Below are 17,661 nucleotides of genomic sequence, written 5' to 3'. Positions count from 1 at the left end.
TTACAGTAGAGTTGTAACCTACAAAGTTACAAAAAATATATTTATGTATAAGATTAAACTCTCATTAAACTTTTATAGACGAAGATTTAATATCAAATATAGGAGAAATCCATTGAATGATACAAACTTTTAGAAATAAGGCATTAGAAAGATTATTAAAAGAAGGTAATGCAAAAGGTGTACCCAAAGATTTAGAAAAAAGAATAAGGAGAAGACTTGAAGTGATAGATTCTGCAACAGCTATAGATGACCTTAAAATACCGGGTTATGATTTACACCAGCTTAAAGGGGATAGAAGAGAAACTTGGTCAATAAAGGTATCAGGTAACTGGCGTATTACTTTCACATTTATCAATAATGATGCCTACGATTTAAACCTTGAAGATTATCACTGACTATAACGAAAAACAAAGAGTTTTGATTCAAGCAGGAAAATAATTTATGAAAGACTTACAAGACATTATTAATGGGAGGCAAATAAGACCAGTACATCCTGGAGAGGTCATTTCAGATGTGCTTGAAGATCTTGAAATGACTCAAACAACCTTTGCTGAGCTTCTCGGTGTGTCTCGGCGCACTGTTAATGAAATTATTAAAGGTCGAAGATCAATCACGGTGGACATGGCAATTCGTATTGGGCAAACCTTAGGGAATGGTCCTCAACTTTGGCTCAACCTTCAGCAAAAGGTTGACATCTGGGATGCGATACAAAAGCATAAGGAAGAATATAAAAAATTGCCAACGATAGCATAACGGGATACATCTATCCTGGCTTGTTAGCTAAGTTTAAATTGTGATATGAACTCTTACCTGTCGAGATAAGAGTTCATATAGCATTCTGCTGAAGATTTGACAGATAAACTTAAAATACTATCTCACCAAAAATTTAAGCAGCCTAACTAGATATTATCCAGAAAATTTCCATATATCACGCCAAATAAGCATTTTTTTCAGAATCTTTTCCTATATTACTCTCAAATATAGCGATCGCAAGAAACTTTCCCAATAACACGACAATAAGTCTGTTATGCCGATTAGCACATTTTTTTATGAACCCTCCACCACTACCAGAGCAGCGATCATACTAATGTAAGAAGTAGATGATCTATCCCCAATTAAGTGCTAATCTGGCAGAGGATATTAGATTACCTAGACTTATCAACTTCAATGAATGAATAGACCTCCTGCAAAAGTCTTATTCAGCTACTTGATGATAGCCTAAAGCAAGTTCATAGTTGTAAATGCCAGCGATTAAATTAAATCTCAGACCAAAACGCCGTCTCCGATTCCTATATCTTGATGATAAAATTCTAAATATCTTCAGACTTCTGTGAATATGTTCGATAATAATTCTTTCTCTTGATAACTGGCGATTAAATTCTTTCTCTTCTGAACTTAATTCTTGATTTTTCTTCTTTTTGTCAGGAATCCTACTATTTTCATGCTGTTTTTGGATTCCTTGATAGCCCTTATCTGCTAAACATTCAATACTTTTATCTATCCCAATTTGACTATTTTTCCAAAGGTTAAAGTCATGTATTCTTCCCTTTCCATGAGCGGTACAGATTATCATTCCTGTTTTTTGAGCCGCAAGAACTTGAGATTTTATTGTATGATAGCCCTGTTTCCCGCTATAGTAATCTTTCTGCTTCTTTTGAGGTCTTTCTATCTCATGCTCTGCTACATCTACTACCACTACCTCTAGGTCACTATTGGCTTGTTGAACTGTCTTTTTACCTGGCAGATTAAATAATCCTGATTTCATGAGAATACCTTCTACCCTTCTAGTGATTCGTAGGGCTGTTGTCTCATTAATCTCCCAGTTAATTGCGAGATGGAAATAAGTCCTATATTCCCGCAAATACTCTAAGGTCATCAAGATTTGGTCTTCTAAACTTAATTTACTTGGTCTTCCCGATTTTTTTTGCAGAACTTTTTCGGCGGCCAGAACTTTCACCATATCCTTAAATGTTTCAGGATATACTCCACAAAAGCGTTTAAACTCTTCTGGATTCAAATTTTTTACTTTTTCGTAAGTCATTGTTTTTCTGAGTGTTTTACTTTATTTTACATAATCAGTTCCTATTTTTGCAGGAGGTCTAGTAAGGTGCGTTCCCCAAAATCGATCGGTGGAGTGGTAGGACTGACCTTAGGGAACGCACCCTACGGCGATAACGATCGCATTGCCCCGTATTGCGATCGCTATGAACCTGAGCTAAAACAAGCTACATCACGCGTAGTTTTGCAATCACTGGACGATGATCAGATACACCTGAAGGCAGTGTGATGACCTGATCAACCCTGACATTTTGGCTGACGAAAATGTGGTCAATGGGAATTTTTAGAGCTTGTTTCCAATGATCGAGATGGGATAGCGATCGCGCTTCGTCAGTATAAAACCAGGTTGGATTTAGTCCATGCCCTAGATTGACACTGCGTAATCCTGAGTTAATGATAAAGTTGCGAAAATAAATCGACCAGGAGGTGAGGTTAAAGTCACCCATTATTACGGTAGTGATTGACTGCTGTGCTGCATAGGCTGCCAGGGCCACCATCGCCTGGTTACGATTGATAAAGTTAGGCATAGATATAGGGGCAAGGGGATGGGCAACAACAACCCGAATGGGGTGTCCTGTCACATTAACGCTTGCGAATAGGCTATGGTGGCGGGTTCCCAAGTTGTCAGTCGTTGCTTCTGTAATGGGATAGCGGCTAAATAAACTCAGTCCGCCTCCCGTTGCGCGGTAATAGTAAGGATAAAGATCCTGCACATTGTCTAGTAGCTCTGCTGCCTGCTCCTTGAACGGTTCAACTAACCCGAATACATCTACGGGATTTGCCCGAACCAGGTCAGTCACGGCACTGGTCTCCCATAGTTGGTAGTTGACGTTGTAGGTCATTACAGTCAATGGGAAACCACCAGTTCTAGCATCTCGCAACCTCGGAACATACCAGGTACCAATTGTGCTGGCATAAAACCCCAGTCCGACAGCTAACGTGATCATCAATTTCCAGCGCGAAGGGCGGAACCTGGGTAAAAACAGAGCCAACAGCAAGATCAAAGTCAAGCCCGCAAACCAAAGATAGCCTGTCCCCAAAATCTCAAAAAACCATAGCTTATACCATACTCCAGGTGTGAAGCTGATTAGCAACAGGCTAAGTGCGATCGACCACAGCAAAATACTGGTCAGCATAACATCTATTGAAAATCCAATGACTTTGTCACCGGGGACTAACCAGATATTAGACCTCTTGCATAATTTTTTTATGGTATAATATAAGGTTTTGCTTTTTTCTCAATTCTTAGATTGAAGTGGAAAAAAGAATAAAATGTGATCTTAGGTCAGGAAATCATCTATAATTTTGCTATGTTTATTAGCAAAATTATGGATTATCAAAACTTATCAGATGAACAATTCAAACGCCGTTTCGGTGTGTATAAACAAACATATAGAAAGATGGTAGAATCAGTAAAAAGTGTTGAAGCCGACTCTAATTCACCATCTAAAAGGGGACCGAAACCTAAACTATCTATAGAAGAACAAGTTTTAGTAACGTTAGAATATTGGCGAGAATATAGAACATATTTTCACATTGGTACAAGCTGGGAACTATCAGAATCAACTATATGTCGGATTGTAAATAAGACGGAAAAAATGCTTTTACAATCGGGAAACTTCCGTTTAAAAGGAAAAAAAGCTTTACTCAATCAAGCAGAGATACCGGTCGTAACGGTAATGGATGTAACGGAAACTCCCATTGAACGCCCCAAAAAGAAACAGAAAGATTTTTTGGGGGGTAAAAGAGGTTATCATACTTTAAAATCCCAATTAGTAGCTGATCAAAATACCGAGGAAATTATCTGTGTCTTTTGTGGGAAAGGTAGAGGTCATGATTTTAGTTTATTTAAAAAAAGTCGAGTTCGTTTTCATCCTTTAACTACCAGCATAGAAGACAGTGGTTATCAGGGAATAGCTGCATACCATAGTAATAGTTATACACCGAAAAAGAAATCGAAAAATAGAAAATTAACAGAGTTAGAAAAAGAGTATAACAAGGCTTTAGCCAAAGAAAGGATTATCATTGAACATATAAATAGGAAACTCAAAACCTTTAAAATCTTATCCTGTAAATATCGGAATCGTCGTCGAAGATATAGTTTAAGAGTTAACTTGTTGGCGGCTATTTATAACTGTGAGTTAGGGATAGGTATAGCAGCTTCTTAAAAGTTGCCTAAAGATTAATCAAGTCAAGGAGAATTTATTCTCAATTATAAAAATTGAGATAGTTTGTGCTGCTTAAATAAAGAGGTTTTGATAACCAAATTAAAGCATATCTAAAGAGTTTTGAGTTAAAAGTTAAACTTCAAGTTTTCATTCAGGACTAATGTACTGGTTAACTAATTTTTTGGGGAAAATTAGTTAACCCATCATTATAACATATAATTAATTTGCAAGAGTTCTATTATACGAAAACTTTCCACACATCACCCCCAATACACATTTTAAAAAAAATCTTTCTCTATATTACTCTCAAATAGAGCGATCGCAAGAAACTTTCCCAATAACACGACAATAAGTCTGTTATGCCGATTAGCACATTTTTTTATGAACCCTCCACCACTACCAGAGCAGCGATCATACTAATGTAAGAAATAGATGATCTATCCAGGGTAATCGCGCGTCGTTTTGTATAGATGGTAACAGACAAAAATCCCTAACTGTTAATTTGGTGACGACGAACTGGCCTGAGTTAATCTGAGAGGAAGTGAAAAATCCTGTATTTTAGTGGTTGAGTATGGCAGAAGGATTTGGTCCCCTAGTCTTGAACCCCAAGCAAGAGCGAGAGGCAAAACTTTTAAGAAAGAGTGTCTTGAAACATTTTCAGCACCTAGAAGACCCCAGAGCGGACAGGGGACGCAATCACAGCCTGGTATCCCTAATTGCCCTAGCCATTTTGGCGGTCTTAGCGGGTGCCGACGGGTTTGTCGCCATAGAAGCCTACGGAAAAGCCAAACAATCCTGGTTGAAAACCTTTTTGGAATTACCCAATGGGATACCTTCCCACGACACCTTGGGTCGAGTCTTAGGAATGCTAGAACCCGAGCAATTAAGGTCGGGATTCCTAGGGTGGATCGGGGAAATCACCGAAAAATTGAACCTAGAACTAATCCACATAGATGGGAAAACCGCCAAGGGTTCCTATGACCGTGAAAAGAAACTAAAGGCTTTGCACACAGTAAGTGCTTGGAGTAGCGAACATGGGTTAGTCTTAGCCCAAGAAAAAGTGGACAGTAAATCCAATGAAATTACCGCCGTGCCGCTCAGAAGTGCAATTGCTCAATCTCAAGGGAGCGATAGTCACTTTGGATGCCATGGGAACCCAGACGGAAATTGCCCAACAAATCAAGTCTGGGGGCGGAGATGACGTCTTAGCCCTCAAAGGCAATCAGGGCAAGCTCTTTCAACAAGTAGAAGGCTGGTTTGACCAAGCTATAGCCGGGGATTGGCAAGGGATTGAATACAGCTACCACGAAAAGGTGGAGTCGGGGCATCACCGGATCGAAACCCGTCAAATTTGGGTGGTGCCGGTGTCCCAATTACCGCCCCTGCATCGGCAGAGTCTGTGGCCTGGCCTAACCACCGTAGTCATGGTTCGCAGTGTCCGCCAATTATGGAATAAAACTACGACAGAAATTCGCTTCTTCATCAGTAGTTTAGCAGCGGATGCCCAAAAACACGCCGAGGTGATTCGCGGACATTGGAGTATTGAAAATAGTCTCCATTGGGTACTCGATGTTACCTTTAATGAAGATGCCAGTCGGGTTCGTCTGGGGCATGGAGCGGAAAACCTAGGTCTGTTGCGCCGTTTAAGTGTGAATTTGTTGAAGCAGGAGCCCTCGAAAATGAGTCTGAAAATGAAACGTTATAGGGCGAGCATGGATGATAATTTCATGGTAAAAATCTTGGAGGCCAGTGCGGTTGACTGAAAAAGGAGGTGTCAATTAGACTTGTGAGCGTTCTCGCGCAGCGAGCGCGTTGCGACCAATCCAGTCTGGAATGAAAGAACCCAGTAGATAAAGTTCCTTCTGAGTTCATCGGTTTTCGAGGATTAGAAACCCCCTAAATTTCGGAAAATTACTCGGATAGAATCGGAACAAACGCCAAAATTTAGACTAACTTCTCGGAATTCAAGGGCTCGGTCAACGCGCGATTACCCTGATGATCTATCCCCAATTAAGTGCTAATCTGGCAGAGGATATTAGATTACCTAGACTTATCAACTTCAATGAATGAGTAAGGTGCGTTCCCCAAAATCTATCGGTGCAGTAGTAGGACTGACCTTAGGGAACGCACCCTACGGCTACGGCAATAGCGATCGCACTTATAATTTGCCTAAAATTCTTTTGGCAATTTGAGATGGAACTCGAATGGGCATAATACTGTTTAGTTCATTATCTGCTCCATCATGAGTTCGATAGAAGAAGGGTACATGAGCACTTAGCGTCGAATATTCAGAGCTTTTGGGAAAAGATTCAAGTCTGACTGACGGACACAAGTGGGTCAAAACCTGACAAGACAAGGGTTGCCAAAAAGAAAAATATCTGGGTAGATAGGGAAAAAGCAAGAATCCCTACAAGATGAAAACCGAGAACAGAATCTTCTCCCAAGTTTATTCCTATCTAGAACAAGGAAGCCGATTTGTGGATAAAAGACATTTAACCGTCCTCAGTTGGATGGTGACAGCCCTACTCAGTAGACCTCCTGCAAAAATAGGAACTGATTATGTAAAATAAAGTAAAACACTCAGAAAAACAATGACTTACGAAAAAGTAAAAAATTTGAATCCAGAAGAGTTTAAACGCTTTTGTGGAGTATATCCTGAAACATTTAAGGATATGGTGAAAGTTCTGGCCGCCGAAAAAGTTCTGCAAAAAAAATCGGGAAGACCAAGTAAATTAAGTTTAGAAGACCAAATCTTGATGACCTTAGAGTATTTGCGGGAATATAGGACTTATTTCCATCTCGCAATTAACTGGGAGATTAATGAGACAACAGCCCTACGAATCACTAGAAGGGTAGAAGGTATTCTCATGAAATCAGGATTATTTAATCTGCCAGGTAAAAAGACAGTTCAACAAGCCAATAGTGACCTAGAGGTAGTGGTAGTAGATGTAGCAGAGCATGAGATAGAAAGACCTCAAAAGAAGCAGAAAGATTACTATAGCGGGAAACAGGGCTATCATACAATAAAATCTCAAGTTCTTGCGGCTCAAAAAACAGGAATGATAATCTGTACCGCTCATGGAAAGGGAAGAATACATGACTTTAACCTTTGGAAAAATAGTCAAATTGGGATAGATAAAAGTATTGAATGTTTAGCAGATAAGGGCTATCAAGGAATCCAAAAACAGCATGAAAATAGTAGGATTCCTGACAAAAAGAAGAAAAATCAAGAATTAAGTTCAGAAGAGAAAGAATTTAATCGCCAGTTATCAAGAGAAAGAATTATTATCGAACATATTCACAGAAGTCTGAAGATATTTAGAATTTTATCATCAAGATATAGGAATCGGAGACGGCGTTTTGGTCTGAGATTTAATTTAATCGCTGGCATTTACAACTATGAACTTGCTTTAGGCTATCATCAAGTAGCTGAATAAGACTTTTGCAGGAGGTCTAGTAGTCAAAGTCTCAATCAAGCCAGATGGGAACCCTTTGTACAAAGCAGAGCCGAACAAGCCAATAGTTATCAGAGACGGTGGAATCGCTTTTGCCAGAATGGAAGAGTAGCGGTGGAAAAGATATACATCCCCTTAATATTGAAAGCCATCGAGACTTGGAAGGAGAAGGGGGAAAGACTGTATCTATACTTTGCACGGCTACAACTTGCATTTTTTACTCAAGGACAATAATATAGTTTAAGAGTCATAATTAGAAGCAAAGCACTCATTAAAAACATGATTAACCTAGAATTCACGGAAGAAGAAAAGAACTCACTGTATTATGAAAGATTTCATCATCCCCATCCCCGGGTTCAACTGAAGATGGAAGTTCTCTGGTTAAAAAGCCAAAAGATACCGCACCAAAAAATTTGTCAGTTAGCAGGAATCTCGCCAAATACCTTATTAACCTATCTTCGAGATGAGCAAGAGGGCGGAATAGAAAAATTAAAAGAAATCAACTTCTATCGCCCTAAAAGTGAATTAGAGTTTCAAAAAGAAACCCTCAAAAAATACTTCGAGAAAAATCCACCAGCCACAATAAATGAAGCTGTATATAGGATAGAAGAATTGACGGGAATAAAACGAAGTCCTACCCAAGTGAGAAAATTTTTAAAATCAATGGGAATGAAATGTTTAAAAGTAGGTTCTCTTCCTTCTAAAGCTGACCCAGATGAACAAGAGGACTACAAAGAAAAAAAGCTAGAACCCAGACTAAATGAGGCAAAAGAAGGAAAAAGGGCTGTTTTTTTTGTTGATGCCGCTCACTTCGTCATGGGAGCATTTCTCGGTTTTGTTTGGTGTTTTGAGAGACTTTTTGTTAAGTCACCGAGCGGGCGTAAACGCTTCAATGTTTTAGGAGCATTAAATGCAATAACTCATGAAGTTATTCTGGTAACATATGAAACTTATATTACGGCAACTCAAGTCTGTGAACTCCGCTCAAAAATAGCTGCTTTAGGACTAATGATTCCCATCACTCTAGTCTTAGATAATGCCCGCTATCAAAAATGTAAAATTGTTGAAGAATTGGCTCTTTCTTTGTCAATAGAGCTGCTCTATCTGCCGTCTTATTCACCTAATCTAAATTTAATTGAAAGGCTGTGGAAATTGGTCAAAAAGAAATGTTTATATGGTAAATATTATGAGAACTTTTCTGACTTTTCTTCAGCTATTTATGAATGTCTGAATGATGCCCATCTGAAACATAAAAAAGAACTGGATTCCTTGCTGACTCTACGATTTCAGAAGTTTAATAAATCTCAGATTATGAACGTCTAAAGTATAGCAATAGATACCACTCTGTTGTGGAATCAATACTGCTTTGTCTATCTAGCGGTGGTCTGCGGGGGGAGAGCCGTCCCCTTGATGTGGATGGGATTAGAACATGGTAGTGCCAGCCTAGCTTTTGAGAAATACGAACCCTTGTTGGACAGAGCCAAAGGCTATCTTCAGGGCTTTGAGAATGTCATGCTGTTAGCCGACCGAGGCTTTGCCAATCAGCAATTAATTCAATGGCTCAGGAAAAATACTTGGCATTGGTGTCTTCGCTTACCTTGCGATACCCTCATTTACGGTGTTCGCCGTCGGGGTTTTGGCTATGAGGTCAGAGAACTCTATCCTCCCAAACGGCAAGCCTGCTTTGATCGCAACGTTCAAGTCTGGCAGGAGGCTAGAATCACTGCTCATCTTGCTTTAGCCTCTGTTCCAGGGGTTAAGGATAATTGGGCAATTCTGAGCGATGAACCTCCTACCCTTGACACCTTCTGGCAGTATGGTCTTCGTTTTCCCATTGAACATCTCTTTCAAGGGCAGTAAATCGGGCGTTTTTGACTGGGAACATTCTCGTGTTCGCTCTGCTGCTTGTTTAGAACGTCTCTATCTCATTGTTGCCATTTCTATTCTCTTTGCTACTTTAACTGGCATGGCGGTTCAACAATCTGGCTCTCGCCGTCAGGTTGATGCTCATTTTCGGCGTGGTTTGAGTTATTTGAAAATTGGTTGACGTTGGCTGGCGGGAGTTGTTCATAAGGCGCGTCCCTTCTTGCGACTTGACCACTTATTTTCTGTTGACCCTTTTCCCTGTTGGCTCTTCTCGCAAAGCTCGTCAGGATTATTATGGCAAAATTACCTTTTCTGGTTCTTCGGTTTGTGTTATGCAATGGACGGGGGTTATAAGGGATGGAACCTTTATATAGAAAGGCATTTAGCGATTTTTGTCAATTGTTTTTGCTCTAGAGCGAACTAATCAATTAAGTCTCTTGTCAGATAAGGATTTAGTCGATTTATGCCCCCCTATCGAACCATACCAAGTAACGAAGAACCCCTTTTCTTTTATTCAGGAGTTTGAGGCTTTCACATAACAGTACTTGTCTTTGTATTGAAAAATGTGTCCGTCAGTCAGGGCATGGCGGTTCAACAATCTGGCTCTCGCCGTCAGGTTGATGCTCATTTTCGGCGTGGTTTGAGTTATTTGAAAATTGGTTGACGTTGGCTGGCGGGAGTTGTTCATAAGGCGCGTCCCTTCTTGCGACTTGACCACTTATTTTCTGTTGACCCTTTTCCCTGTTTTGCTTCTCGCAAAGCTCGTCAGGATTATTATGGCAAAATTACCTTTTCTTTTATTCAGGAGTTTGAGGCTTTCACATAACAGTACTTGTCTTTGTATTGAAAAATGTGTCCGTCAGTCAGGTCTTTCCCCCTTCTCCTTCCAAGTCTCGATGGCTTTCAATATTAAGGGGATGTATATCTTTTCCACCGCTACTCTTCCATTCTGGCAAAAGCGATTCCACCGTCTCTGATAACTATTGGCTTGTTCGGCTCTGCTTTGTACAAAGGGTTCCCATCTGGCTTGATTGAGACTTTGACTACTGAGTAGGGCTGTCACCATCCAACTGAGGACGGTTAAATGTCTTTTATCCACAAATCGGCTTCCTTGTTCTAGATAGGAATAAACTTGGGAGAAGATTCTGTTCTCGGTTTTCATCTTGTAGGGATTCTTGCTTTTTCCCTATCTACCCAGATATTTTTCTTTTTGGCAACCCTTGTCTTGTCAGGTTTTGACCCACTTGTGTCCGTCAGTCAGCTAACCACCTCTTGCCTCTTGCCCCTTGCCTCTTGCCTATCTTCACTAGGAAATTAATTTTGCACGACTACTTACTTATGGGAGCTTCTGGATCGAGTCGATGGACGCGTACTCGGAACTCGCCTTTTCTTTGATCCGCCTCAAGCCAGGAAAACACCCCGATTTTTCTAGGGGTCTAACGGCTATGCGCCTTATCCAGCAAGCCTTTTAGTCGCCTTGTCACCCCTTGAAGGCCATGTACAAGCCACAGCGAACCGAGGTGCGTCCCCCCGAAATCATGCGTTTACCCTTGTGCTGGCCACTATCGTGGTTGATAGGAGCGACCCCGACCAGCCGGGCAATCTGTTTTTCGCCAGAGTGTTCCCATCTCGGGTAATTCCGCCAAACATAGGGCAGATGAAACTTTGCCGATCCCTTTAACGGATTGTAAGATTTCATTTTTGCCTTGCCAATCGGCTTGCTGTTGGGCGAGGGACTGAATCTGCTCGTTGAGGCTTTCAATACGCTGTTGGATTTCCTCAATATGGGCTTTGATATCTAGTTGCACCGTCTCAGACGCACGACTGAGGCGGTTTTTCTCCGCCACCTGCATCTCCACCAACTGCTGTCGTCGTCGTACTAGGTCGCTCAATTGTTGGGCTTGGGGGGCAACCACGGGTTGGGGTTGGGGTTGCACGGCTCGTGCGAATTGAGCGATTACCTGTGCGTCCAATTTGTCCGTTTTTGCTTTCCCCAATGCCGTCGCAAACCCTTTGACCTTGCGGGGGTTGGCGATCGCTACCGGTATGGTGGCGGCTTGTAAGCCCGATACGAGTGCGCGCTCTAATCCACCCGTCGATTCCACCACCACCAAACTCGGTGAGAGAGGATGTAATTGTTCAATCAGCGATTGAACGCCAACGTCGCTGTTGGGTTGTTGCAAGGTCAGACCTTGCGGCAACACGTAGATATCTAGAACCTCTTTACTGACATCGATCCCTACCCATGTTTTTTCTTCTGTCATCGTTTATGCTGGGGTTAAGTTATTTTGTCCCTTTGGTAACTCGTCCTTGCGAAGACGAGGTTAATCCTAAGGGCGATTGTTCGAGCTTGTCTCCTCGGGATGACGGCGTGGCTCCGGTGGCTACCCAACGGTGTCAAGCACCTCGGTTGAACTGGATGTCCACGCCCTTTTTCAGAATATAGGCACCCAAGCTACAAAGCGGTATTTTTTACCTAGGTTGGGACGGGTTGCCTACTTCTCAAGATACAAGGTTGGGTTGAGCTATCATTATTGCTTCGGTATTACCCATCGGCTCAAAAGGCGAAACCCAACAAAAATTGTGAAAATATTCCAGGAAGTTGTTGGGTTTCCTTGCGTCAACCCAACCTACGAGTCTGGCAATGGGTTTTAGGCAATATATCACTAAAAATTATCAATTGAATGTTAAGAAGTGCGGAAAGTGAGTTGAATTAATATATGATGAAAGGTGTCTCACCACCGAAAGCAGCGATCCAATAATATCTCCTATCCCCTGTACTTGTACGACAAGGTACAAGAGCTTTACGAAAAACAGTTTTTTCCATACATCTTCCTGATTTCACGGGTATAAAACAAATACCAACTCCTGCTCCTTGAGTGGCATATGCACCAGTCATAGCTGGCACTATATAGGTTTCGTTACTTCGATTAATACACCTATATACTCGACCAGATTGAGCTATTAAAAAGTCTTTGTTCTCACTTAAGTTAAATTTTTTAGGGTTAGACTCTACTTTAGAGCCTCCTGTTGATTCTACGGGTCGAGACACAGTTAGTCCCAATAAAGTTAATACAGCCGTTATGTATATTACACTTGTTTTCATCAATAGACCTCTTGCATAATTTTTGGCTCTTCTGGTTTCTGTGTGGAAACGAGGTCTATACTGATGGTTTCTTCGTCAAAATAGCCCTAAAAGTCTTGCCCGATAAGCATTTCACAATTCCATAAGCAAAAATTATCACACAAAGTCGAGAAGAGCCAATTTTTTTATGGTATAATGGAGGGTTTTGCTTTTTTCTCAATTCTTAGATTGAAGTGGAAAAAAGAATAAAATGTGATCTTAGGTCAGGAAATCATCTATAATTTTGCTATGTTTATTAGCAAAATTATGGATTATCAAAACTTATCAGATGAACAATTCAAACGCCGTTTCGGTGTGTATAAACAAACCTATAGAAAGATGGTAGAATCAGTAAAAAGTGTTGAAGCCGACTCTAATTCACCATCTAAAAGGGGACCGAAACCTAAACTATCTATAGAAGAACAAGTTTTAGTAACGTTAGAATATTGGCGAGAATATAGAACATATTTTCACATTGGTACAAGCTGGGAACTATCAGAATCAACTATATGTCGGATTGTAAATAAGACGGAAAAAATGCTTTTACAATCGGGAAACTTCCGTTTAAAAGGAAAAAAAGCTTTACTCAATCAAGCAGAGATACCGGTCATAACGGTAATGGATGTAACGGAAACTCCCATTGAACGCCCCCAAAAGAAACAGAAAGATTTTTTGGGAGGTAAAAGAGGTTATCATACTTTAAAATCCCAATTAGTAGCTGATCAAAATACCGAGGAAATTATCTGTGTCTTTTGTGGGAAAGGTAGAGGTCATGATTTTAGTTTATTTAAAAAAAGTCGAGTTCGTTTTCATCCTTTAACTACCAGCATAGAAGACAGTGGTTATCAGGGAATAGCTGCATACCATAGTAATAGTTATACACCGAAAAAGAAATCGAAAAATAGAAAATTAACAGAGTTAGAAAAAGAGTATAACAAGGCTTTAGCCAAAGAAAGGATTATCATTGAACATATAAATAGGAAACTCAAAACCTTTAAAATCTTATCCTGTAAATATCGGAATCGTCGTCGAAGATATAGTTTAAGAGTTAACTTGTTGGCGGCTATTTATAACTGTGAGTTAGGGATAGGTATAGCAGCTTCTTAAAAGTTGCCTAAAGATTAATCAAGTCAAGGAGAATTTATTCTCAATTTTTATAATTGAGATAGTTTGTGCCGCTTAAATAAAGAGGTTTTGATAACCAAATTAAAGCATATCTAAAGAGTTTTGAGTTAAAAGTTAAACTTCAAGTTTTCATTTAGAATGAATGTACTGGTTAACTGATTTTTTGGGGAAAATTAGTTAACCCATCATTATAACATATAATTAATTTGCAAGAGGTCTAATGTATCTCCTCAAAGTGCGTTCGCCCCCTCGCAGCTAGGTGAAGCAACAACCCAACCCAACACCAAAGGCGGATAGTAGAACAATACACACTCCCCCCTCACAAAAGCTACAATTTAATAAATCTTTATATTCCTCTCCCTTCAGATTTTGGGGTTTTTGGGGAGTTCAAGAGCGTGGAATTGTACAATAAGGTTGTACAAGTCTCCCCCAAAAATCATGTTAAGCAAAGAAACCACCTACTCTCAAGCGAGAATGAATTTAGCCAGTCTCTTAGATCAGGTGTGTGACGAATCTCAAATTATCGTCATTAAGCGTCGCAATCAGAAAAATGTGGCTTTAATTGCTGAAGATGAGCTTTCCAGTTTATTAGAGTGTGTTTATTTATTGCGCTCGCCAGAAAATGCCCAACGCTTATTTCGCTCTTTGGCATGGACCCAGACAGAAGATGCAACTCCTCAAACATTAGCTGAATTGAAAGAGGAGTTAGGAATTGAGTCCTAAAAGAGAAAATAAGCCAGATAAACCTCAAAATAATCCTATTCATGGTTATTTGCCCGTTTTTAGTCCTGATTTCAAAGCAGATTTAGCTTGGTGGTATCGGAACGAACCGAAAAAAGGCGATAAAATTTTAGACTTAGTGGCAGATATTTTGGATGGCGATCCGTTTACAGGATTGGGTAAACCCGAACCTCTTAAGTATACTTTGCACGGCTACAACTTGCATTTTTTACTCAAGGACAATAATATAGTTTAAGAGTCATAATTAGAAGCAAAGCACTCATTAAAAACATGATTAACCTAGAATTCACGGAAGAAGAAAAGAACTCACTGTATTATGAAAGATTTCATCATCCCCATCCCCGGGTTCAACTGAAGATGGAAGTTCTCTGGTTAAAAAGCCAAAAGATACCGCACCAAAAAATTTGTCAGTTAGCAGGAATCTCGCCAAATACCTTATTAACCTATCTTCGCGATTATCAAGAAGGCGGAATAGAAAAATTAAAAGAAATCAACTTCTATCGCCCTAAAAGTGAATTAGAGTTTCAAAAAGAAACCCTCAAAAAATACTTCGAGAAAAATCCACCAGCCACAATAAATGAAGCTGTATATAGGATAGAAGAATTGACGGGAATAAAACGAAGTCCTACCCAAGTGAGAAAATTTTTAAAATCAATGGGAATGAAATGTTTAAAAGTAGGTTCTCTTCCTTCTAAAGCTGACCCAGATGAACAAGAGGACTACAAAGAAAAAAAGCTAGAACCCAGACTAAATGAGGCAAAAGAAGGAAAAAGGGCTGTTTTTTTTGTTGATGCCGCTCACTTCGTCATGGGAGCATTTCTCGGTTTTGTTTGGTGTTTTGAGAGACTTTTTGTTAAGTCACCGAGCGGGCGTAAACGCTTCAATGTTTTAGGAGCATTAAATGCAATAACTCATGAAGTTATTCTGGTAACATATGAAACTTATATTACGGCAACTCAAGTCTGTGAACTCCGGTCAAAAATAGCTGCTTTAGGACTAATGATTCCCATCACTCTAGTCTTAGATAATGCCCGCTATCAAAAATGTAAAATTGTTGAAGAATTGGCTCTTTCTTTGTCAATAGAGCTGCTCTATCTGCCGTCTTATTCACCTAATCTAAATTTAATTGAAAGGCTGTGGAAATTGGTCAAAAAGAAATGTTTATATGGTAAATATTATGAGAACTTTTCTGACTTTTCTTCAGCTATTTATGAATGTCTGAATGATGCCCATCTGAAACATAAAAAAGAACTGGATTCCTTGCTGACTCTACGATTTCAGAAGTTTAATAAATCTCAGATTATGAACGTCTAAAGTATATATTGCTGCCGACACTTGGTCACGACGGATCGACTTAGAGCATCGTTTAGTTTATAAAGTCACAGGAAATAAGGTTTATTTTTTACAAGCTCGCTATCATTATCAATCAGGCTAAACTCAGACAAACCCATCAAGAACTGTTACAGGAGAAAGGGGACAAGGAACGTAGTCCGTTCCCCCTCGTAGCTTGGGTTAAGGGATAGCCCAACCCAAGACAGAAGGAGGACAGTGAAGCAATACACAATAAACCAAGCAAAGCTGTAGCCTATGTTACAATTTAATAAATCTTTACATTCCTCCAGGATTTAATCGTCATAAATGCGGCACTCTAAGGCATCGGGATTGGCTTCGCAGTAAGCCTGAAATGAGTTACTCCCCTGTTTTTTGACCCGTTGATGGGAGGCTTCGGCCTGGAGTTCCTCCACCACATCCCAGGCCGCAGCGCAATCGGGAGAGGTTTCACCCTTGGCCGCACAAATTGCCCGCGCGTCTTCGCGAGCCGCTTCAATTTCATCTTCAATGAACAACCGCTTCGGCTTTTCGACAAAATCGCTCTTGAAGAGAATATCACTCACAGAAATAATGCCCAGCAAAGTTTTACCCTGAATCACTGGGGCGCGGCGAATGCGGGTTTGAGCAAATAACCGGGCCACATATTCCACCCCCAGTTCGGGATTGACAACCACACAGGGCTTGGCCATAATTTCATAGACCCGCATAGTTTTAGGATCGTGGCCAAAGGCCGCCACTTTGTAAACGATGTCGGTTTCGGTGACAATTCCATAGGGATCCTGTTCATGGCGCGGTTCGACAATCAAACCCCGCAGTTTTTTTTCTTTCATCAATTGCACGGCATCGGCAACCGTTGCCGAACCACGAATGGTGACAACGTTTTGAGTCATAATTTCTTGAGCTTGTAGCATATATGGTTTGGTTTGGTTAAATGAAAGGACCGGTATAAACGCAAAAGTTGACTAGGGTTGCCCCGATAGCAATTTCCTAGACTCTTGTGGGCTGAGTGCCACTTTGAACACAGATGACAAAGACCAATGGGCGATCGCTGGTTGGGGCTGGGGCGGCATGGCCGCAGCTGTGTTCCCCTGAATGCCTGGAGCATAGGCCTCCAGCACAGCGCCGTTTTGCCAACACATGGCAATGAAATAATCACACACTGGGCATTCCGTCTGAGCAACCTGTCGGGCCGGACACTTATATCCTGCGGGTAGGCGATCGCTCAAGAGCCGTTGAGCTACGCTGCCACAGTTAGGACACCGAATTTCTATAAGCTTGTTCATCGCCATACCTCAAAATTAAATAGTGGTGTGAGAAGGAAAGGGTCAACGTCGGAGGTTTGCCCAGAGTGTTTGTTAACGGTGGAAGACTATCACCGTAATTGTCGTTCTACGGCTTCCGTAAATTCTTCATAGGGTTTAACCCCAACTAATGTTTCTATCAATTCCCCCTGTTTAAATACCATGACAGCAGGAATACTTCTAATCCCAAAGCGTTTGGCCACGAGTTTGTTACTGTCTAGGTCAAGTTTAAAGACTTTGGCACGATCGCGATAGTCATCGGCCAATCGATCGATCAACGGTGCCACCAGTTTGCAAGGTCCACACCAGGTTGCTGTGCAATCTACCACCAACAGGGATTCACTCTTTAAGAGGGAATCAAATTCAGTTTCATCTTGAATAAATGTAGCCGTACCCATGTTTATATCTCCAGATTGATGCTGTGTAACTTAGGACAAATTCTCTGATCGCTGCGTTTTACAATAGAAATTCAGCTTTGAACCGCTCCTCAT

General features: G+C 40.7%; 20 protein-coding genes and 3 pseudogenes. 15 read left to right on the top strand and 8 right to left on the bottom strand.

Going from position 1 to position 17,661, the window contains the following annotated elements; genetic code table 11:
* The first annotated feature begins 116 nt into the window (after positions 1-116).
* Both VL20_RS00215 and VL20_RS00210 read left to right on the top strand, forming a co-directional pair.
* Positions 117-395, top strand: a complete 279-nt coding sequence (locus tag VL20_RS00215; protein ID WP_002785804.1) for a type II toxin-antitoxin system RelE/ParE family toxin — start codon at positions 117-119, stop codon at positions 393-395.
* Positions 396-441: 46 nt separating this feature from the next.
* On the top strand, positions 442-753 hold the full coding sequence (locus VL20_RS00210) for a HigA family addiction module antitoxin (protein ID WP_052275243.1): 312 nt from the start codon (positions 442-444) through the stop codon (positions 751-753).
* A 442-nt stretch (positions 754-1,195) separates the two neighbouring features.
* Here VL20_RS00210 and VL20_RS00205 read toward each other — a convergent pair whose 3' ends face one another.
* Together VL20_RS00205 and VL20_RS00200 are read right to left on the bottom strand one after the other, a co-directional pair.
* Positions 1,196-2,041, bottom strand: coding sequence for an IS5 family transposase (locus VL20_RS00205; protein ID WP_052275241.1), 846 nt, complete (start codon positions 2,039-2,041; stop codon positions 1,196-1,198).
* Positions 2,042-2,225: 184 nt separating this feature from the next.
* Positions 2,226-3,194: an endonuclease/exonuclease/phosphatase family protein gene (locus VL20_RS00200; RefSeq protein ID WP_249265016.1), complete on the bottom strand. Its 969-nt coding sequence runs from the start codon at positions 3,192-3,194 to the stop codon at positions 2,226-2,228.
* A gap of 174 nt (positions 3,195-3,368) precedes the next feature.
* Between VL20_RS00200 and VL20_RS00195 the strand changes: the two genes are divergently transcribed.
* The 8 genes and pseudogenes from VL20_RS00195 (at position 3,369) to VL20_RS00170 (ending at position 9,728) form a co-directional block, all read left to right on the top strand.
* Positions 3,369-4,226: an IS5-like element ISMae4 family transposase gene (locus VL20_RS00195; protein ID WP_052278332.1), complete on the top strand. Its 858-nt coding sequence runs from the start codon at positions 3,369-3,371 to the stop codon at positions 4,224-4,226.
* Positions 4,227-4,824: 598 nt separating this feature from the next.
* Positions 4,825-5,989 (top strand): annotated as a pseudogene (locus tag VL20_RS00190) (ISAs1 family transposase).
* 303 nt (positions 5,990-6,292) lie between these two features.
* Complete coding sequence (locus VL20_RS32035) at positions 6,293-6,418, top strand: hypothetical protein (protein WP_256378249.1); 126 nt, start codon at positions 6,293-6,295, stop codon at positions 6,416-6,418.
* A gap of 222 nt (positions 6,419-6,640) precedes the next feature.
* Entirely contained in the window at positions 6,641-6,796 is a 156-nt protein-coding gene (locus VL20_RS30900; protein WP_158499303.1) for a hypothetical protein, read from the top strand.
* 21 nt (positions 6,797-6,817) lie between these two features.
* A complete protein-coding gene (locus VL20_RS00185; RefSeq protein ID WP_052275241.1) occupies positions 6,818-7,663 on the top strand; it encodes an IS5 family transposase in 846 nt (281 codons plus the stop codon).
* Between the two features lie 297 nt (positions 7,664-7,960).
* Complete coding sequence (locus VL20_RS00180; RefSeq protein ID WP_052275240.1) at positions 7,961-9,004, top strand: IS630 family transposase; 1,044 nt, start codon at positions 7,961-7,963, stop codon at positions 9,002-9,004.
* A gap of 24 nt (positions 9,005-9,028) precedes the next feature.
* A complete protein-coding gene (locus VL20_RS00175; RefSeq protein WP_128575104.1) occupies positions 9,029-9,541 on the top strand; it encodes a transposase in 513 nt (170 codons plus the stop codon).
* Entirely contained in the window at positions 9,516-9,728 is a 213-nt protein-coding gene (locus VL20_RS00170) for a hypothetical protein (protein WP_052275239.1), read from the top strand. Before VL20_RS00175 ends, VL20_RS00170 begins: the two co-directional genes overlap by 26 nt.
* A 678-nt stretch (positions 9,729-10,406) precedes the next feature.
* On the opposite strand, the gene VL20_RS00165 is transcribed toward VL20_RS00170, so the two are convergent.
* The 3 genes and pseudogenes from VL20_RS00165 to VL20_RS30895 all read right to left on the bottom strand — a co-directional run bounded on the left by VL20_RS00165 (position 10,407) and on the right by VL20_RS30895 (position 12,653).
* The gene (locus VL20_RS00165) at positions 10,407-10,709 is read right to left on the bottom strand and encodes a hypothetical protein (RefSeq protein WP_052275238.1); all 303 of its coding nucleotides are present in this window, start codon (positions 10,707-10,709) and stop codon (positions 10,407-10,409) included.
* Between the two features lie 330 nt (positions 10,710-11,039).
* Positions 11,040-11,811, bottom strand: a pseudogene (locus VL20_RS00160) (IS110-like element ISMae40 family transposase); the annotation flags it as partial.
* A 449-nt stretch (positions 11,812-12,260) separates the two neighbouring features.
* The gene (locus VL20_RS30895) at positions 12,261-12,653 is read right to left on the bottom strand and encodes a hypothetical protein (RefSeq protein WP_052275236.1); all 393 of its coding nucleotides are present in this window, start codon (positions 12,651-12,653) and stop codon (positions 12,261-12,263) included.
* A 267-nt stretch (positions 12,654-12,920) separates the two neighbouring features.
* On the opposite strand from VL20_RS30895, the gene VL20_RS00150 reads away from it, so the two are divergent.
* From VL20_RS00150 to VL20_RS26640, 5 genes and pseudogenes are all read left to right on the top strand, one after another.
* Positions 12,921-13,778 carry an IS5-like element ISMae4 family transposase gene (locus VL20_RS00150; protein WP_052278330.1) on the top strand — a complete coding sequence of 286 codons (858 nt, stop codon included), beginning with the start codon at positions 12,921-12,923 and terminating at the stop codon, positions 13,776-13,778.
* A 456-nt stretch (positions 13,779-14,234) separates the two neighbouring features.
* Entirely contained in the window at positions 14,235-14,519 is a 285-nt protein-coding gene (locus VL20_RS00145; protein WP_002763754.1) for a type II toxin-antitoxin system Phd/YefM family antitoxin, read from the top strand.
* Positions 14,509-14,772 (top strand): type II toxin-antitoxin system YoeB family toxin, encoded by a 264-nt coding sequence (locus VL20_RS00140; RefSeq protein WP_052275235.1) that lies wholly within the window; start codon positions 14,509-14,511, stop codon positions 14,770-14,772. The genes VL20_RS00145 and VL20_RS00140 overlap by 11 nt, the downstream gene beginning before the upstream one ends.
* 35 nt (positions 14,773-14,807) lie before the next feature.
* Positions 14,808-15,851: an IS630 family transposase gene (locus VL20_RS00135; protein WP_052275234.1), complete on the top strand. Its 1,044-nt coding sequence runs from the start codon at positions 14,808-14,810 to the stop codon at positions 15,849-15,851.
* Between the two features lie 4 nt (positions 15,852-15,855).
* Positions 15,856-15,972 (top strand): annotated as a pseudogene (locus VL20_RS26640) (type II toxin-antitoxin system YoeB family toxin); the annotation flags it as partial.
* 190 nt (positions 15,973-16,162) lie between these two features.
* On the opposite strand, the gene VL20_RS00130 reads toward VL20_RS26640, so the two are convergent.
* The 3 genes from VL20_RS00130 to trxA form a co-directional block, all read right to left on the bottom strand.
* Positions 16,163-16,780 (bottom strand): CP12 domain-containing protein, encoded by a 618-nt coding sequence (locus VL20_RS00130; RefSeq protein ID WP_052275233.1) that lies wholly within the window; start codon positions 16,778-16,780, stop codon positions 16,163-16,165.
* A 51-nt stretch (positions 16,781-16,831) separates the two neighbouring features.
* Positions 16,832-17,158, bottom strand: a complete 327-nt coding sequence (locus VL20_RS00125) for a hypothetical protein (protein ID WP_002751596.1) — start codon at positions 17,156-17,158, stop codon at positions 16,832-16,834.
* An 83-nt stretch (positions 17,159-17,241) separates the two neighbouring features.
* The gene (trxA, locus tag VL20_RS00120; RefSeq protein ID WP_052275232.1) at positions 17,242-17,568 is read right to left on the bottom strand and encodes a thioredoxin; all 327 of its coding nucleotides are present in this window, start codon (positions 17,566-17,568) and stop codon (positions 17,242-17,244) included.
* Positions 17,569-17,661: the final 93 nt, after the last annotated feature.

Origin of the sequence: Microcystis panniformis FACHB-1757 (genome assembly GCF_001264245.1) — a bacterium.
GTDB lineage: Bacteria > Cyanobacteriota > Cyanobacteriia > Cyanobacteriales > Microcystaceae > Microcystis > Microcystis panniformis.
This window is presented reverse-complemented; position numbering and strand designations above follow the sequence as displayed.

What these genes read in the sequence shown, in the direction of transcription:
- VL20_RS00215 (WP_002785804.1), top strand. Translation starts at nt 117, where the DNA reads ATGATACAAACTTTTAGAAATAAGGCATTAGAAAGATTATTAAAAGAA.
- VL20_RS00210 (WP_052275243.1), top strand. Translation starts at nt 442, where the DNA reads ATGAAAGACTTACAAGACATTATTAATGGGAGGCAAATAAGACCAGTA.
- VL20_RS00205 (WP_052275241.1), bottom strand. Translation starts at nt 2,041, where the DNA reads ATGACTTACGAAAAAGTAAAAAATTTGAATCCAGAAGAGTTTAAACGC.
- VL20_RS00200 (WP_249265016.1), bottom strand. Translation starts at nt 3,194, where the DNA reads ATGCTGACCAGTATTTTGCTGTGGTCGATCGCACTTAGCCTGTTGCTA.
- VL20_RS00195 (WP_052278332.1), top strand. Translation starts at nt 3,369, where the DNA reads ATGTTTATTAGCAAAATTATGGATTATCAAAACTTATCAGATGAACAA.
- VL20_RS32035 (WP_256378249.1), top strand. Translation starts at nt 6,293, where the DNA reads ATGAGTAAGGTGCGTTCCCCAAAATCTATCGGTGCAGTAGTAGGACTG.
- VL20_RS30900 (WP_158499303.1), top strand. Translation starts at nt 6,641, where the DNA reads ATGAAAACCGAGAACAGAATCTTCTCCCAAGTTTATTCCTATCTAGAA.
- VL20_RS00185 (WP_052275241.1), top strand. Translation starts at nt 6,818, where the DNA reads ATGACTTACGAAAAAGTAAAAAATTTGAATCCAGAAGAGTTTAAACGC.
- VL20_RS00180 (WP_052275240.1), top strand. Translation starts at nt 7,961, where the DNA reads ATGATTAACCTAGAATTCACGGAAGAAGAAAAGAACTCACTGTATTAT.
- VL20_RS00165 (WP_052275238.1), bottom strand. Translation starts at nt 10,709, where the DNA reads ATGAAAACCGAGAACAGAATCTTCTCCCAAGTTTATTCCTATCTAGAA.
- VL20_RS30895 (WP_052275236.1), bottom strand. Translation starts at nt 12,653, where the DNA reads ATGAAAACAAGTGTAATATACATAACGGCTGTATTAACTTTATTGGGA.
- VL20_RS00150 (WP_052278330.1), top strand. Translation starts at nt 12,921, where the DNA reads ATGTTTATTAGCAAAATTATGGATTATCAAAACTTATCAGATGAACAA.
- VL20_RS00145 (WP_002763754.1), top strand. Translation starts at nt 14,235, where the DNA reads ATGTTAAGCAAAGAAACCACCTACTCTCAAGCGAGAATGAATTTAGCC.
- VL20_RS00135 (WP_052275234.1), top strand. Translation starts at nt 14,808, where the DNA reads ATGATTAACCTAGAATTCACGGAAGAAGAAAAGAACTCACTGTATTAT.
- VL20_RS00130 (WP_052275233.1), bottom strand. Translation starts at nt 16,780, where the DNA reads ATGCTACAAGCTCAAGAAATTATGACTCAAAACGTTGTCACCATTCGT.
- VL20_RS00125 (WP_002751596.1), bottom strand. Translation starts at nt 17,158, where the DNA reads ATGGCGATGAACAAGCTTATAGAAATTCGGTGTCCTAACTGTGGCAGC.
- trxA (WP_052275232.1), bottom strand. Translation starts at nt 17,568, where the DNA reads ATGGGTACGGCTACATTTATTCAAGATGAAACTGAATTTGATTCCCTC.